Source organism: Croceicoccus pelagius (assembly GCF_001661915.1).
Taxonomy (GTDB): domain Bacteria; phylum Pseudomonadota; class Alphaproteobacteria; order Sphingomonadales; family Sphingomonadaceae; genus Croceicoccus; species Croceicoccus pelagius.
Window position 1 is genome coordinate 360620 of the sequence record NZ_LYWY01000039.1, and the last position, 15077, is coordinate 375696.

At 64.1% G+C, this 15077-nt stretch carries 15 protein-coding genes; 4 read left to right on the forward strand and 11 right to left on the reverse strand.

Translation table 11 applies throughout. The features are described from left to right. Positions 1 to 239 precede the first annotated feature (239 nt). Complete coding sequence (locus tag A9D15_RS13190) at positions 240 to 1619, forward strand: DEAD/DEAH box helicase (RefSeq protein ID WP_066765704.1); 1380 nt, start codon at positions 240 to 242, stop codon at positions 1617 to 1619. A gap of 62 nt (positions 1620 to 1681) precedes the next feature. Here the strand turns inward: A9D15_RS13190 and A9D15_RS13195 are convergent, their stop codons facing one another. Next, positions 1682 to 2119 carry an FKBP-type peptidyl-prolyl cis-trans isomerase gene (locus A9D15_RS13195; RefSeq protein WP_066765708.1) on the reverse strand — a complete coding sequence of 146 codons (438 nt, stop codon included), beginning with the start codon at positions 2117 to 2119 and terminating at the stop codon, positions 1682 to 1684. A gap of 162 nt (positions 2120 to 2281) precedes the next feature. After that, positions 2282 to 4600 (reverse strand): ATP-dependent helicase, encoded by a 2319-nt coding sequence (locus A9D15_RS13200; RefSeq protein ID WP_066765709.1) that lies wholly within the window; start codon positions 4598 to 4600, stop codon positions 2282 to 2284. 111 nt (positions 4601 to 4711) lie between these two features. Here A9D15_RS13200 and A9D15_RS13205 point away from each other — a divergent pair, with 111 nt between their 5' ends. Together A9D15_RS13205 and A9D15_RS13210 are read left to right on the forward strand one after the other, a co-directional pair. Next, positions 4712 to 5320 (forward strand): hypothetical protein, encoded by a 609-nt coding sequence (locus A9D15_RS13205; RefSeq protein ID WP_066765710.1) that lies wholly within the window; start codon positions 4712 to 4714, stop codon positions 5318 to 5320. 189 nt (positions 5321 to 5509) lie between these two features. Then, positions 5510 to 5821, forward strand: coding sequence for a hypothetical protein (locus tag A9D15_RS13210; protein WP_066765711.1), 312 nt, complete (start codon positions 5510 to 5512; stop codon positions 5819 to 5821). Between the two features lie 5 nt (positions 5822 to 5826). Here A9D15_RS13210 and rsmD read toward each other — a convergent pair whose 3' ends face one another. Next, entirely contained in the window at positions 5827 to 6372 is a 546-nt protein-coding gene (rsmD, locus tag A9D15_RS13215) for a 16S rRNA (guanine(966)-N(2))-methyltransferase RsmD (protein WP_066765713.1), read from the reverse strand. Continuing rightward, positions 6369 to 7313 (reverse strand): pseudouridine synthase, encoded by a 945-nt coding sequence (locus A9D15_RS13220; protein WP_082924460.1) that lies wholly within the window; start codon positions 7311 to 7313, stop codon positions 6369 to 6371. The genes rsmD and A9D15_RS13220 overlap by 4 nt, the downstream gene beginning before the upstream one ends. Positions 7314 to 7408: 95 nt before the next feature. Between A9D15_RS13220 and A9D15_RS13225 the strand changes: the two genes are divergently transcribed. Then, the gene (locus A9D15_RS13225) at positions 7409 to 9148 is read left to right on the forward strand and encodes an AmpG family muropeptide MFS transporter (RefSeq protein ID WP_082924461.1); all 1740 of its coding nucleotides are present in this window, start codon (positions 7409 to 7411) and stop codon (positions 9146 to 9148) included. On the opposite strand, the gene A9D15_RS13230 is transcribed toward A9D15_RS13225, so the two are convergent. From A9D15_RS13230 to A9D15_RS13260, 7 genes are read right to left on the reverse strand one after another with little or no spacing between them, the layout of a single operon-like run. Beyond that, positions 9145 to 10461, reverse strand: coding sequence for a bifunctional folylpolyglutamate synthase/dihydrofolate synthase (locus tag A9D15_RS13230; protein ID WP_066765715.1), 1317 nt, complete (start codon positions 10459 to 10461; stop codon positions 9145 to 9147). The two genes, A9D15_RS13225 and A9D15_RS13230, sit on opposite strands and share 4 nt — an antisense overlap. Positions 10462 to 10483: 22 nt before the next feature. Further along, positions 10484 to 11335, reverse strand: coding sequence for an acetyl-CoA carboxylase, carboxyltransferase subunit beta (gene accD, locus A9D15_RS13235; RefSeq protein WP_066765717.1), 852 nt, complete (start codon positions 11333 to 11335; stop codon positions 10484 to 10486). Continuing rightward, a complete protein-coding gene (trpA, locus tag A9D15_RS13240) occupies positions 11332 to 12123 on the reverse strand; it encodes a tryptophan synthase subunit alpha (RefSeq protein WP_066765722.1) in 792 nt (263 codons plus the stop codon). The genes accD and trpA overlap by 4 nt, the downstream gene beginning before the upstream one ends. Beyond that, positions 12120 to 13358, reverse strand: coding sequence for a tryptophan synthase subunit beta (gene trpB / locus A9D15_RS13245; protein WP_066765724.1), 1239 nt, complete (start codon positions 13356 to 13358; stop codon positions 12120 to 12122). The genes trpA and trpB overlap by 4 nt, the downstream gene beginning before the upstream one ends. Before the next feature lie 37 nt (positions 13359 to 13395). Further along, positions 13396 to 14034: a phosphoribosylanthranilate isomerase gene (locus tag A9D15_RS13250; protein WP_066765726.1), complete on the reverse strand. Its 639-nt coding sequence runs from the start codon at positions 14032 to 14034 to the stop codon at positions 13396 to 13398. 9 nt (positions 14035 to 14043) lie between these two features. After that, positions 14044 to 14574 (reverse strand): GNAT family N-acetyltransferase, encoded by a 531-nt coding sequence (locus tag A9D15_RS13255; protein ID WP_244881982.1) that lies wholly within the window; start codon positions 14572 to 14574, stop codon positions 14044 to 14046. Then, positions 14553 to 15077: a hypothetical protein gene (locus tag A9D15_RS13260; RefSeq protein WP_066765729.1), complete on the reverse strand. Its 525-nt coding sequence runs from the start codon at positions 15075 to 15077 to the stop codon at positions 14553 to 14555. The genes A9D15_RS13255 and A9D15_RS13260 overlap by 22 nt, the downstream gene beginning before the upstream one ends.

Consider the following 15077-nt stretch of genomic DNA (forward strand, 5'->3'; position numbering starts at 1 on the left):
CGGTTCCGCGAGGCTGTCTTGCCTGTGCAAACCTTGACTTTTGCAGCTTTCTCGCCATAGCGGCCACTTGGTTCGCGCCACGGCGGTTCGGACCTTGCGCCGGACAATCCCGGCCCGCCACCGCAACGGCTCTGCCGCGCGGTATCGGACCAGCGGGATCGTTTGCGGATTTCCGTTAGAATACCACCAGATTTAAAGGGGCGTCCACGGCTTGTCGAAGCCCCGTACAGGATGATTGCATGAAGTTTGCCGATCTCGGCCTCTCTCAAGAACTGCTGCAGTCGGTCGAAGCGGCCGGCTATGACGAACCGACCCCGATCCAGGCGCAGGCGATTCCCAGCGTGCTGATGATGCGCGACCTTATCGGTATCGCGCAGACGGGAACCGGCAAGACGGCCAGCTTCGTGCTCCCGATGATCGACATTCTCGCGCATGGCCGCCGCCGCGCGCGAATGCCGCGTTCGCTCATTCTCGAACCGACGCGCGAACTCGCCGCGCAGGTTGCCGAGAATTTCGAGAAGTACGGCACCAACCACGATCTGAAGATGGCGTTGCTCATCGGCGGCGTGCAGATGGCCGATCAGGTCAAGGCGCTGGACGAAGGCGTCGATGTTCTGATCGCGACGCCCGGCCGCCTGATGGACCTGTTCGAGCGGGGCAAGATCCTGCTTACCGGCTGTGACCTTCTCGTCATCGACGAGGCGGACCGCATGCTCGACATGGGCTTTATCCCAGACATCGAGACGATCTGCGAGAAGCTTCCGACCCAGCGCCAGACGTTGCTGTTCTCGGCCACGATGCCGCCGCCGATCAAGAAGCTCGCCGACCGATTCCTGACGAACCCGAAGAATATCGAGGTTTCGCGCGCCGCGTCGACGAACGAGAATATCGAGCAGTTCAAGATCGAAGTACCCGCGCGCAAGAAGCGTGAGGCCTTGCGCTGGATTCTCGAGAACGACAATGTCAATACCGCCATCATCTTCGCCAACCGCAAGACGACCGTGCGCGAGCTCAACAAGAGCCTGCAGCGTCACGGCTTCAAAACGGGCGAAATTCACGGCGACATGGACCAGCCCGCCCGCCTTGCCGAACTGGCCATGTTCAAGGAAGGCAAAATCAACATCCTCGCCGCCAGCGATGTCGCTGCACGTGGTCTGGACGTCAAAGGCGTAAGCCATGTCGTGAACTTCGATTGTCCGTGGCACCCGGACGATTATGTCCACCGCATCGGCCGTACAGGCCGAGCAGGGGCCAAGGGCCGCGCTTTCACCCTGATCGCGCCCGACGATGCCGAGGCGCTGGACAATGTCGAGAAACTGACGGGCGCGAAGCTGCCGGCCTTTGATTTCAAAGCCCATTTCGAAAAGCACGGCTATCCGGAAAGCGAAGAGCAGCAGGAAGAAAAGCCTGCCCGCCGTTCGCGCAGCCGCCGCGACGACGAGGAAGAGCGCGAGGAGCGTGAGGATCGTCCGAGGCAGGATCGCAAGCCGCGCCGCGAACGGGGCGACAAGAAGCCGGAACGTCAGCCGCGCCAGCGCCGCGACGAACCTGTGGAACCGAGCGAGCCGGGCGTCTGGAACGGACCGGTGCCCGAATTCCTCGGCGTCAGCGCGCTCTGAATTTTTGAATGGCCAGCGGCGGCAGGGCTAAGGTACCCCACCGCCGCGAGCGATAGCCGCGATCAGGCGGCTTCCTTGATTTCTGCCAGGGTCAGGTCGAATGTCAGGTCCTGACCGGCGAGCGGGTGATTGCCGTCTGCAGTCACGCTCTGGGGGCCGACCTGCGTGATCACGAGGTTGACGGTCTGCCCGTCCTGCTGCTGTGCGGCGAGCGACATGCCTGGCTGCGGCTCAGGCTCTGCCGGAAGGTTCGCGCGCGGGATTTCGACGACCATTTCCTCGCGATGCGGACCGAAGGCATTTTCGGCGTCGATCTTGACCGAAGTCTCGCCGCCGACTTCCATGCCGGTCAGCGCGGCCTCGATCTGCGGGAAAATCTGGTCCGCCCCGATCTTCAGCGTCTGGGGCCCTTCGGCCTGGGTGCTGCCCACGACGTTTCCGTCGTCGGTGCGAACGGTATAGGTGATGAGCACGGTGTCACCGTGTTTTGCAGTGTTCATGGTAATCCTTTGGATTGGATGGTTCGGCGCACGACGCGCCGTCTGGACCGGCGCCCGTAGTGGCGCCGCATTTGCCTTAGGGTTGCAAGCGTGGACCGCGATGTCAAATGAAGCGCGAGTGGTAACTGCCAGCGTCCACAGCACTTCGGTCGGGCGGCCGGATCAGGCCGGGCGTACGAAACTGTCGATCACGCGCTTGGTCGAACCGTTCTCGAAGTCGATCTCCAGCTTGTTGCCTTCCTGCCCCCTGACCTCGCCATAACCGAACTTGTCGTGGAACACGCGGTCGCCGATCGCGATGTCGGTGCGGGCCTTGGCGGCGAAACTGGCCGCGCTGCGCCGCGCCTCGGGGATGCGTTTGGGCGTGGCGTCGTATTCGGACTTTGCCGCGCGTTGCCAGCCCGGGCCGCGGGTCATGGTGCGGGCGGGCTGGGCCTTGGCGACATGGGCGAAGGGATCGGAATGTTCAGACCACTGCGCCCGCCACATCGAGGCGCCGCCGGTCATGGTCGATTCCATCTCGATCATATTGTCGGGCAGTTCCTCGACGAAACGTGAGGGGATCGCGCTCGACCACTGGCCATAGATGCGGCGGTTCGCGGCATGGAGGATCGTGCATTCCCGGCGCGCCCGTGTGATCGCGACATAGGCGAGCCGGCGTTCCTCCTCGAGACTGCGCAGGCCCCCTTCGTCGATCGCGCGCTGCGACGGGAACACGCCTTCTTCCCAGCCTGGCAGGAAGACATGGTCAAATTCCAGCCCCTTGGCCGCGTGCATCGTCATGATCGTGATCGTCGCTTCGGCATCGGCGGCGTCATTGTCCATGACGAGGCTGACGTGTTCGAGAAACGCGCCCAGCGTCTCGTAGTCTTCCATTGCGCGGGCGAGTTCGGACAGGTTCTCCAGCCGTCCCGCCGCCTCCGCGCTCTTTTCGGCCTGCAGCATCGCGGTATAGCCGCTTTCGTCCAGCACCATGCGCGCCAGTTCGGCAGGGCTCAGCGTCTGGCCCTCTTCGCGCCAGCGTTTGAAGTCTTTCATCAACGCCAGCAGCGTGTTGCGCGCGCGGGCCGGAAGCTCGTCGGTGTCGCAGATGTCGATCGCGGCGGCGGCCAGCGGGATGTTCTGCGAGCGGGCGTGAATGTGCAGCTTTTCCAGCGCCTTCTGACCAAGCCCGCGCTTTGGGGTGTTGTAGATGCGCTCGAAAGCGAGGTCGTCTGCAGGCTGGGCAATCACGCGCAAGTAGGCCATCGCATCGCGGATTTCGGCGCGTTCATAGAAGCGGAAGCCGCCGATGATCTTGTAGGGCAGGCCGATCTGGATGAACCGGTCCTCGAACTCGCGCGTCTGGAACTGCGCTCGGACAAGGATCGCAGCCTTGCTGAGCGGGATGCCGCGGCGCGACAGGCTCTCTGCCTCGTCGCCGACGCGGCGCGCTTCCTCGGGGCCGTCCCAGACACCGATGACGCGGACCTTCTCGCCCGGCTCGATCTCGGTCCAGAGCGTCTTGCCGAGCCGTTCGCTGTTGGCATCGATCAGGCCCGATGCGGCGGCGAGGATTTCGGGCGTGGAGCGATAGTTCTGCTCCAGCCGGATCACTTTCGCGCCAGGAAAATCCTTTTCGAACCGCAGAATATTGGCGACTTCTGCGCCGCGCCACGAATAGATAGATTGGTCGTCGTCGCCCACCACGCAAATGTTATGGCGCGGTTGGGCCAGCAGGCGCAGCCACAGGTACTGAACAGAGTTCGTGTCCTGATACTCGTCCACCATGATATACTTGAACCGCTGACGATAGGATTCCAGCACGTCTTTCTCGCGCCGGAAGACGTTCAGCATGTGCAAAAGAAGGTCGCCGAAATCGCAGGCGTTCAGCGCCTTCAGCCGGTCCTGATAGAGCCGGTAGAACTGCACCCCCTTTCCGTTGGCGTAGGCCTCGTTCTCTGCCGCATCGAGATCTTCGGGGTTGAGCCCGCGGTTCTTCCAGCGATCAATCAACCCAGCAAGCTGGCGTGCGGGCCAGCGCTTCTCATCGAGATTTTCAGCCTGGATCAATTGCTTGAGCAGGCGCAGCTGATCGTCGGTGTCGATGATGGTGTAGTTCGACTGAAGCCCGACCAGTTCGGCATGGCGGCGCAGCATCTTGGCCGCGACCGCGTGAAACGTACCCAGCCAGGGCATACCCTCGACCGCCGGGCCGACCATGCGCCCGACACGCTCGCGCATTTCGCGCGCAGCCCTGTTGGTGAAAGTGACGCAGAGAATCTCGCTTGGCCATGCCTTTCGCGTTGCGACGAGATGTGCCAACCTTGCGGTAAGCGCCGCCGTCTTGCCCGTGCCTGCTCCCGCCAGCATCAGCACTGGCCCTTCGGTCGTCAGGACGGCTTCCCGCTGCGGCGGATTTAGCCCGGAAAGCCAGAGTTCCTGCGGGTTTTCACCATTTTCGGAGGTCTCGGCGGGAAGGGGGGATTCGTTGTCGGTCACTAGTGAACATCTAGGGAACGCGGCCCCTGCGCGCAAGACCGCCCGTTCGGAACCGGAGCGCGGTTTCCTGCGTAGAATTGGGCAAAAGCAATCGAAATACAGGAGTTTTCCATGAAGAACATTCTGAAGGCAGGCGCCGCCCTGATGCTTGGCGCAGCCACCATCGCCGCCCCGACCATCGCGACCGCGCAGGACGCTGTCGGCGGCACCAACACCATTCAGGACAAGCGCGGCTACGACGCACTTGATGAAGCGCAGAAGGCCGAATACGATGCATGGCCCGCCGAATATCAGACGGCATACCTGGGCTGGCCGGCGGATTACCAGACCAGCTACTGGGGCTGGCCCGCCGACTATCGCACCGCATATTGGGCATGGCCGAACGACTATCAGACCTATTACTGGGATCTGGAACCCAGCCAGCAGGAAGCGTGGTGGGCCCTGACGCCGGAGCAGCGCGGCAAGATCCTTGCCATGACGCCGGAACAGCAGATGGCCGCATGGGATTCGATCAAAGCCCAGATCGCCGCATCTGCAGAGCCGACCAAGGTTATGGCTTCGAATGCGACCGTAATGGACGCGCCGGCGCCGCGGGCCGGTGAGTATCCGGTGTGCGGTGGCGACATCCAGGACAGCTGCATCCAGCCGCGTGCTGCCGGTCTTAACCGCGGCAACGTGCCGCTCGACTACTGGCCCGGTCAGCCCGCCAGCTCGATGTAAGCTGACGCAATAAGACTACGCCGCAGTTCGCGATCACTGCGGCGGGGATGGGGCGGTGCGTGCCTAGGCGCCACCGCCCTATTTGCGTGCGCGGCCCACGTATCGTCCCCATGCGCCATCGTTGCCGGTTGCATGTTAGGTACGATTGGGGCCTAATCCAATGCGCTCTTTGGGAAAAAGGGGAACCCTATGAAGAAGATCATCGTACCCGCACTTGCCGCCGGCCTTTCGCTGGCGGTTGCTGCACCCGCACTTGCCGAGCATCACGAAGAGATGAAGGCCGAAGTCGTCGAACGCGACTCCAAGGGCAAGGCCACCAAGGTGAAAGTGGGAGAGACCGTCTATGCGGTCTGCACGCCCGACATGCAGGACGGTTGCATCAATCCGCGCGCCGCAGGTCTCAATTTTGGCAATGTTCCGTTGGACCATTGGCCTGGCGCACCTGCCAGCGGCCTGACGGCTGCAGAAAAGATGAAAAAGCCCGAACCTGCGGCTGAATGATTTCGTTATCCGGCAGGGCGCAGCAGGTGAAGCCGCGCCTTGCCGGAATCGCGTACGGCATCGACTTCGAAGCCCTTGACCTCCACGGTTTCAGCCCGTGACGTCTCGATGCTGATCCATGCCGACGGAGCGATCCAGCCCAGCCGGTTCAACTTGTCCAGCGCGACCGATCCCGCACCGGTGTCATAGGGCGGGTCCATGAAAATCAGGTCCGGCTGTTCCTTTGCAGGGCCCAGTCCCATGACCGAGGATGCGCGTACGTCGCTGCGATCTTTCGCATCGAACGTTGCGATATTTGCGCGCAGCGCCTTAACCGCGTTCGCGTCCTGCTCGACAAACATGGCCCGCGCCGCACCGCGCGACAGCGCTTCGAGGCCGAGCGCGCCTGAACCGGCGAAAAGGTCCGCGACATACAGGCCCTCGAATGAGCCCAATCTGCTGACCAGCATGGAAAAAAGCGTTTCGCGGGCGCGATCGGCCGTCGGACGCGTCGTGTCGCCCTGCGGCGCTACCAGTTTCCGACCGCGCCAGTCACCGGCGATGATCCTCACTTCGCGCGATCCCGGGCCAGTGCCTTGCGAAGGCGTTCGACATCTCCCTGCTTGACCTCGAACACAGCACCGCGGGCAAGGTCGCCAAGCTCGAACGGCCCGTATGCGACGCGTAGCAGACGCGACACCTGCAGGCCGAGGTGTTCGAGAACGTTGCGAACTTCGCGGTTCTTGCCTTCGGTCAAGGTCAGCTCGATCCAGTTCTGCAGACCGTTGCGTCGTTCCAGGTTCGCCTCGATCTGGCCGTAGTGGACGCCGTCGACGGTGACGCCTTCGAACAGGGCCTCAAGATCGTTCTGCCCGACTTTGCCCATCGCCTTGGCGCGATATGTGCGGGGGATTGCGGAAGAGGGCAGTTCCAGCGCGCGCTTGAACTCGCCGTCGTTGGTAAGCAGCAGCAGCCCTTCGGTGTTGTAGTCGAGCCGGCCAACCGGCATCAGGCGCGGTGTATCGGCAGGAAGCGCGTTGCGCAGGGCCGTGTAGATCGTGGGGCGGCCCTTGGGGTCACGCTCTGCCGTCAAGAGACCAGCAGGTTTGTTGAACAGGAACAGGCGCGTGCGTTCGGGCGCGGCGACGGGGTTGCCGTCGACGGTCACGCCTATCAGCGAAGTCAGTACGGTCGCAGGTGTCTCGACGACGTCACCGTTGATCGCGACGCGGCCGTCCTCGATCATCCGCTCCACCTCGCGGCGGCTGGCGATGCCAGCGCGGGCCAGCAGTTTGGCGATGCGGTCGCCGTCGCGCTTGGGCAGGTTCGGATCGGGTGCCTGCGTATCGCGCCCCTGGGCGTTGCGCGGTCCGCGCCTGCCGCCAGCGTTCTTGAAGCCGCCCTTTCCAGGCGCGCCTCTTACGCCGCCGGTCTTGCGCGGCGGACCACTTCGCGCCCCGGGGCGCCTGTCGTTCGGATTCTTCGGCCTGTTCACGCGAGCGCCATGCGCCATCGGGTGAAATCATACAAGTCGGGGATAGGGACAAGGTGCGATTGCATGTGCCTCGCAAGCGCCTAGTCTCCGCCCCAACGCATCCTGGAGCACGCATGACGAGCACTATCAACGAAACGGCCAGTAACCCGGACGAAGCATCGCCCGGACCGCACGAGAAAGTGCCGGGCTGGCGTAAGCTCCTGTCGGCGCTGGGAAATCGCAAGACTGCGTACATGTTGTTGTTCGGATTTGCCTCGGGGCTTCCCTATACGCTTCTGCTGTCGACGCTTTATGCATGGATGAGCGATGCGAAGGTCGATCTGGAAACGATGGGCGTCTTCTCGCTGATCGGTCTGGCATTCGCGTTCAAGTTCCTGTGGTCGCCGCTGCTTGACCGGATCGACCTGCCGGTCATCAAGAAGCTGGGGCATCGCAAACAGTGGATCGTGACTGCGCAATTCTCGCTGGCGGTGATCCTGATGATTGTCTCGCGGTTGGATCCGGGCGGCGCGATAGGCGTGTTGTCGCTGCTCGCAGGGATAGGCGCTTTCGCCAGCGCGACGCAGGACGTGGTGATGGATGCATGGCGCGTCGACGTTGCCGACGAAGTGGCGACGATCGACATGCTTTCCACCGTGTACCAGCTCGGCTGGCGCACGGCGGTGCTGGTCGGCGGCGCGCTTGCGCTGTTCCTGGCGGAGCGAACGAGCTGGCCGACCGTCTATGCGCTTCTGGGGGTGCTGATGGGCGTGATCGCCTTTGCCGCGATCTTTGCGCCCGAGCCTGCGCGCACCAGCGCCTCGCTTACCGCGGATGACGATGCGCTGCGCGAATTGCGCCATCCGGGGCAACTGGAACCGAAGGTGCGCGGCATAGCGCTCGCCATCGTCGGCGTGCTCTGGGCATGGGCGCTGGTCACCGTCGGTGTCTTCATGGTGCAGTCGCTGTCGAGCGATCCCGATGCGCGGCCTGATTCGGTGCAGTTCATCCAGAACATGGGGCCGATCATCGTCATCGCGACGGTTGTGGTGCCGGTGTTCATCGCCGCCGTGCTGGAAAACTGGCGGCGCAAAGGGCGGCATGTTCTGACGGTTGCGGCGGAAAAGAAGGGTGCGCTCGACGGGTTTGTCGATCAGGGCTACCGCGCGCTGATCCTGCCGCTGGCCGAATTCGTCGGGCGGCTGGGGTGGGCGGTCATCATCGTGCTGACGCTGGTGCTGTCCTACCGCTTTACCGACACGGTGTGGGGCAGCTTTGCCTATCCGTTCTACCTGGGCGAACTTCAGTACACGAAGGACGAGGTGGCGATTGCGTCGAAGTTCTTCGGCGTCGGCGCGCTGATGGCGGGAATTGCGCTGGGCGGCGCATTGTTCAGCTTCATCGGGCGCATGGCTGTGCTGTTCCTCGGCGCGCTGACGGCTGCGCTATCGAACCTGCTCTATGCCGATCTGGCGCTGGGCGGACATACGATGGAGGTCGTGTCGAACTTCACCGGCTTCACCACGTTGGTGGAATGGATGGGCGGTGACGGGCGGCTGGCCAAGCTGATGGTCGCCATCGCGGGCGAGAACCTTGCTGGCGGTCTCGCCGGTGCTGCGCTGGTGGCTTACCTGTCGTCGATCACGGCGAAGGGCTATTCGGCGGTGCAGTACGCGCTTCTGTCGTCGCTGACGTTTCTTGTCGGCACGCTGGGGCGCGGGGCGCTTGGGCAGATGATCGACGAGCAGGGCTATTATCCGGTCTTCATCCTGACCACGCTGCTCGGTTTCATTGCCGTGGTCGCCTGCATCGTCGAATGGGTCCGCCAGGCGCGTCTTGGCCGAAAGGCGGGCGTCGTCGCGGTAGAGGCCTAGTCCGGCAACTCGCCGTTCGCGCGCAGGACTTCGCCCGCGAGATAGAGCGAACCGCCGATAAGAACCGGCTCGCCCGTCGGCAGATTTGCGAGCGCTTCGTTCAGCGTTTCGGCGTGGCGCGACGCGATGCGCAAGTCGGTTGCGATGGCAGCAAGTGGTGCGGGCTGATGTCCCTCGTGCCCGTCCGGCACAGGTATCGCGGTAAGGCTGGCAAGATGGGGGGCGAGCGGTTCGAGGTAGCCCTTGGCGTCCTTCGCAGCCAGCATCGCGACGACGGCATGAACCGGCTCGCCAAGCCCTGCGAGATAGTCCGCGATAACCCGCGCCGCATCGGGATTGTGCCCTCCGTCGAGCAGTAGCTTCGCTCCACCGGCCGTTAGCGGTCCAGCGCCCAACCACTGCAACCGCGCCGGCCAGTGCGCCGCGCGGATACCCTGCGCCATCGCTTCGGATGTCACCGAAATTCGGTCCTGATGCCGGATCATCGCAACGGCCAGCGAAGCATTGAGCGACTGGAACGCGCCGGGCAACGTGGGCAGCGGCAGCGCCAATTCGCCATGCCGGTCGCGATAGGCGATGAAGTCCGCCGCAGTCGCGTCCCAGTCGGCACCGCGCATGTGCAGCGGTGCGCCGGCGATCATTGCGGCGCGCTCGATCTCGCTCTGCGCTTCGGGCGGATAGGCCTGCGTGACGACCGGACTGGCGGGCTTGATGATTCCCGCCTTTTCGAAGGCGATGCGGGCGAGGGGATGCGTCGGCGCGCCGTCTTCGGGTGCCAGCAGGAAGCGCTCGTGATCCATGCCGAGCGAGGCGATGGCGCAGCAGGCAGGATGCTCGATTACGTTCGTCGCGTCGAAACGACCGCCAAGGCCGACCTCGATGACGCAGGCATCGGCAGGCGTGCGCGTGAAGGCGAGGAAGGCGGCAGCGGTCGTGATTTCGAAGAAGCTGGCCCCGATGTCCTCGCCCATGTCGAGCACTTCGCGAAGCACATTGGCGAGATCCGCGTCGGAGATCAGCAAACCGGCCAGCCTTATCCGCTCGTTGTAACGGACAAGGTGCGGGCTGGTGAACTGGTGGACACGCAGGCCGCCTGCTTCCAGCATCGCGCGAAGGAAAGCGCTGGTCGATCCCTTGCCGTTGGTGCCGGCGATATGGAACACCGGCGGAAGCGACAGGTGCGGCTCGCCCAGCCGCGACAACAGTTCGCGCACCGGTGCCAGCCCGATCCGCCCTTGTGGCAGGCTCAGTGCCGCCAGCCGGTCCAGCTGTTGCTGGACGGCGGGCGAATCCGATATGGCGAAGTCGCGCATGGCGATCAGCCCAAGGGCCCGGTCAGGCCGCCTGCTTGGCCGCCATCAGGTAATCGATCACGCTGGCAAGGCGGTCCTTCAACTCCTTGCGGTGCACGACCATGTCGATCATCCCGTGCGCCAGCAGGTATTCGGCGCGCTGGAAGCCTTCGGGCAGCTTTTCGCGGATCGTATCCTGGATGACGCGCTGTCCGGCAAAGCCGATAAGGGCGTCCGGCTCTGCGATTTGTACATCGCCCAGCATCGCATAGCTTGCCGTGACGCCGCCCGTGGTCGGGTCGGTCAGCACGACGATATAGGGCAGGCCAGCCGCCTTCAACCGCTGGATCGCGACCGTCGTGCGAGGCATCTGCATCAGCGACAGGATGCCTTCCTGCATGCGCGCACCGCCAGCGGCAGTGAAGATCACGTAAGGGCAACCCTCGGCCACGGCGCGGTCGACCCCGGCGATGAACGCCTCGCCCACGGCCATGCCCATCGATCCGCCCATGAACCCGAAATCCTGCACCCCGACAACGGCCTTGCGGCCCTTGATCGTACCGGCGGCATTGGTCAGCGCATCGGGATGCGGAGCGCTATTCCGTGCGGCCTTCAGACGTTCGGTATAACGCTTGGAATCCTTGAACTTCAGCGGGTCCTCTTTCACCACCGGACTGGGCAGGACTTCGTAGCCGTCGTCCAGAACCTGGCCCAGTCGGCAATCGGCGCCGATGCGGCCGTGGTCGTCACAGCGCGGACAGACCCAGAGGTTTTCCTCGTAGTCCTTGGTGAACAGCATTTCGTGGCACTTGCGGCACTTTTGCCAGAGGTTGTCCGGCGTATCGCGCTTGGCGACGAATGGGATGCGTTGACGGACGCGGTTGAGCCAGCTCATGCGGCGGTCTCCTTCGCAGAATGTACGGCATGGGCCAGCGCGGCGGTCAGTTCGCGCACCTTGGCGGGCGCGTCGTCACCATGCTGGCCGACGAGTTCGACAAGGGCCGAACCGACGACGACGCCATCGGCTACCTTGGCGATGGCACCGGCCTGTTCGGGGGTGCGGACGCCAAAGCCGACGGCGACGGGAAGATCGGTCCCGGCCTTGAGGCGCGAGACGGCCTCTTCGATCGAGGCGGTTGCGGCCTGTTGCAAACCGGTAATGCCCGCGACCGATACGTAATAGAGGAACCCCGTCGCGGTCTCGAGCACCTGCGGAAGGCGTGCCGCGTCGGTGGTCGGCGTGGCGAGGCGGATCGTGGCGACACCGGCATCGCGCAGGAAAGGACCAAGCTCGGCATCTTCCTCGGGCGGGGTATCGACGCAGATCACGCCGTCGACACCGGACTTCGCGCACTGGTCTGCAAACCAGTCCGCGCCGCGATGGATCATCGGGTTCGCATAGCCCATCAGGACCAGCGGCACCTCGGGATGACGTTCGCGAAAGGTGCTGGCGATGCGGAAGACTTCGGCAGTGGTGGTTCCCTTGCCCAGCGCGCGCAAGTTGGCGAGCTGGATCGCGGGGCCGTCAGCCATCGGATCGGTGAAGGGCATGCCCAGTTCGATCACGTCGGCACCGCCTTCGACCAGCGCGTCGAGCACGGCATCGGTGGGCCCGTCACCGGCAGTGACGAAGCAGACGAGGGCGGGGTGGGGCTTGCCGAAAGCCTTGGCGAGGCGACTCACAGTTCAACCCCCAGCGCATCGGCGACAGTAAAGATGTCCTTGTCCCCGCGGCCGCACAGGTTGGCGCAAATCACCGCATCGCGCGGCATTTCGCGGGCGACCTTCACCACAGCCGCGATGGCGTGGCTGGGTTCCAGCGCGGGTATAATACCTTCCGTCCGGCAGAGCAGCTGGAAGGCGTCGAGCGCTTCCTTGTCGGTCGCCGAAGTATATTCGACGCGGCCCGTTTCCTTCAGCCACGAATGTTCAGGCCCGATGCCGGGATAGTCGAGACCCGCCGAGATCGAGTGGCCTTCGACGATCTGGCCGTCCTCGTCCTGCAACAGGTAGGTCTTGTTGCCGTGAAGCACGCCCGGCGATCCGCCGGCAAGCGATGCGGCGTGGTCCTTGTCCAGCCCGTGTCCTGCCGCTTCCACGCCCAGCATCTTCACGTCCGGATCGTCGAGGAACGGGTGGAACAGGCCGATAGCGTTCGAACCGCCGCCAATGGCTGCGACCAGCAGGTCGGGCAGGCGTCCGGTCCGCTCCAGAAGCTGTTCGCGCGCTTCCTTGCCGATCACCGACTGGAAGTCGCGGACCAGTTCAGGATAGGGGTGCGGGCCGGCTGCGGTGCCGATGATGTAGAACGTGTCATGCACGTTCGCGACCCAGTCGCGCAGCGCCTCGTTCATCGCGTCCTTCAACGTGGCAGCACCGGCCTTGACCGCCTTCACTTCGGCGCCGAGTAAACGCATGCGGAAGACGTTGGGCTGCTGCCGCTCGACGTCCTTTGCGCCCATGTAAACGACGCAGGGCAGTCCAAAACGCGCTGCTACCGTCGCGGTCGCCACACCGTGCTGGCCCGCGCCGGTTTCCGCGATGATGCGGGTCTTGCCCATGCGGATCGCCAGCAGGATCTGCCCGACGCAGTTGTTGATCTTGTGCGCGCCGGTGTGATTGAGCTCGTCGCGCTTGAACCAGACTTGCGCTCCCATACCCTCGGATGCGCCCTTGCGCAGTTCTTCGGTCAGACGCTCTGCGTAATAGAGCGGACTGGGACGGCCGACGTAGTTCGCCAGCAGATCCTCGAATTCTTCCTTGAACGCCGGATCGGACTTCGCCTTCACGTACTCTTTCTCAAGCTCGAGAATGAGCGGCATCAGCGTTTCCGACACGTAGCGTCCGCCGAACTGGCCGAAATGGCCTCGCTCGTCAGGCTGGTTGCGGAAGGAGTTGGGGTGGGCTGTCTCGTTCATGGCTCGCGCTTGGCAGAAGGGTTGAAGGCTGTCCAGATCAGGCGGCACGCACGGCGCGGCAGAATGCGGCGATCTTGCCAGCATCCTTCACGCCGGGTTCGCTTTCCACGCCCGATGATACGTCGACGAGCGGCGCGCCGGTAGAGGCGATCGCCTCTGCCACGTTGGCTGCGTCGATCCCGCCTGCAAGGCCCCATTCGACGGGGCCGCGATATCCGGCAAGCAGGTTCCAGTCGAAGCGAACGCCCATGCCGCCCGGAAGCGTGCCCTTCGGCGTCTTGGCATCGAAGAGGATGAAATCGGCGGCGTCGCGATATTCGCTGGCCCGCGTGATGTCGGCGGCGGACGCGATGGACAGCGCCTTCCAGACCGGCAAGCCAAAGCGCGAGCGCAACGCAGCGGTGCGGTTGGGCGTTTCCTGGCCGTGGAGTTGCAGGACGTCGAGCTTTCCGACCTCTACCGCTTCGGCCATTTCCCCGTCCGTCGCGTTTACGAACAGGCCGACGCGTTTGATATGGCCATCGGCGCGGGCGCCGAGTTCGGCGGCTTCACGCGCGGACACGGCGCGCGGGCTGGGCGGGTAGAATACGAAGCCCGCGAAATCGGCACGCGCCTCGATCGCTGCGTCGAGGGCACGGGCATCGCGGATGCCGCAGATCTTGATGCGAGTCGCCATACGGGCGGGTTAGGCGCTGGGCGGTGTCTTTTCCAGCACCACAAAGAACAGGGGCTTTTCCTGCGGCACGGGGAAGGGGCGGCGCTCTCCGCTACGCTCGTATCCGGCGCGTTCGTACCATGCGATCAGCGGCTCGCGGTCCTCGATGACGGTCATTTCCATCTTTTCGACCTCAAGCGCGGTGCAAAGCCGTTCTGCCGTAGTGAGCAGGCGCGAGCCGAGGCCGGAGGACTGGAAAGGCGGATCGACGCAGAGCAGACCGATATAGGCGCGCCCGTCGCCCTTGTCGGTCACGGAAACGCAGCCGACGATATCTTCGCCCGAACGCGCGACAAAGATCGCGATATCGGGGTCGAGAAACAGTTCGACGACTTCGCGTACAGTGATGCGCTCCCCCTGGACGATATCCGCTTCGTGCGTCCAGCCAAGTCGGGCATGATCGCCGCGATATGCACCTTCGATCATGACTTTCAGCGCAGGAAGGTCGTCTTTCTTCGCAGGTTCGATCACCGGCGCGCTCATGGTGCGTAGACCGGCCAAAACGGGCCGCCCAAGCCGCCGTTGAAAGCGATGTGGGTCACTGCCCGTGCGTCGACATCGTATTCGACGCCGAAGAACACCGGCCCACCATCGCAGACGGCGGTAGGCATGTGCCGGGGATTCGGCGTGACGGTCGCGGGCAGATAGTTGCCATAGACGATCCGCCGCCCGCCGCGCACGATGCCGAAAACCTCGCGGCTCCAACGCGGATCGTTGGCAACGTAGGTCAGCGGATCGGGCGTCTCGGTACCGGCGGTGTAGCCGTTCTTTCCGGCCAGCGAGCGCAGCACGGGCGCAAGTGCGCTTTCCATCGCGGCAACATCGCTGTCCGCCACTTCCCAACCTCCCTCGACGGGCCCTGCAGTAGCGCGCGAGCAGGCGGGCAAGGCAAAGCCTGCGTCGGGCGCGCCAAGAACGGTTGTTTCGGGCGGAAGCATCGCCGCCTCGTCGCCAGTGCCGGAGTGCGCGCCCGCAAGCGCGAGCGCCAGCAGCGCGGCCTTCAT

Excerpts from the sequence above, each read along its gene's own strand:
- A9D15_RS13190 (WP_066765704.1), top strand. The coding sequence starts at position 240 with ATGAAGTTTGCCGATCTCGGCCTCTCTCAAGAACTGCTGCAGTCGGTC.
- A9D15_RS13225 (WP_082924461.1), top strand. The coding sequence starts at position 7,409 with ATGACGAGCACTATCAACGAAACGGCCAGTAACCCGGACGAAGCATCG.
- A9D15_RS13250 (WP_066765726.1), bottom strand. The coding sequence starts at position 14,034 with ATGGCGACTCGCATCAAGATCTGCGGCATCCGCGATGCCCGTGCCCTC.
- accD (WP_066765717.1), bottom strand. The coding sequence starts at position 11,335 with ATGAGCTGGCTCAACCGCGTCCGTCAACGCATCCCATTCGTCGCCAAG.
- A9D15_RS13260 (WP_066765729.1), bottom strand. The coding sequence starts at position 15,077 with ATGAAGGCCGCGCTGCTGGCGCTCGCGCTTGCGGGCGCGCACTCCGGC.
- A9D15_RS13230 (WP_066765715.1), bottom strand. The coding sequence starts at position 10,461 with ATGCGCGACTTCGCCATATCGGATTCGCCCGCCGTCCAGCAACAGCTG.
- A9D15_RS13205 (WP_066765710.1), top strand. The coding sequence starts at position 4,712 with ATGAAGAACATTCTGAAGGCAGGCGCCGCCCTGATGCTTGGCGCAGCC.
- A9D15_RS13210 (WP_066765711.1), top strand. The coding sequence starts at position 5,510 with ATGAAGAAGATCATCGTACCCGCACTTGCCGCCGGCCTTTCGCTGGCG.
- trpB (WP_066765724.1), bottom strand. The coding sequence starts at position 13,358 with ATGAACGAGACAGCCCACCCCAACTCCTTCCGCAACCAGCCTGACGAG.
- A9D15_RS13220 (WP_082924460.1), bottom strand. The coding sequence starts at position 7,313 with ATGGCGCATGGCGCTCGCGTGAACAGGCCGAAGAATCCGAACGACAGG.
- A9D15_RS13195 (WP_066765708.1), bottom strand. The coding sequence starts at position 2,119 with ATGAACACTGCAAAACACGGTGACACCGTGCTCATCACCTATACCGTT.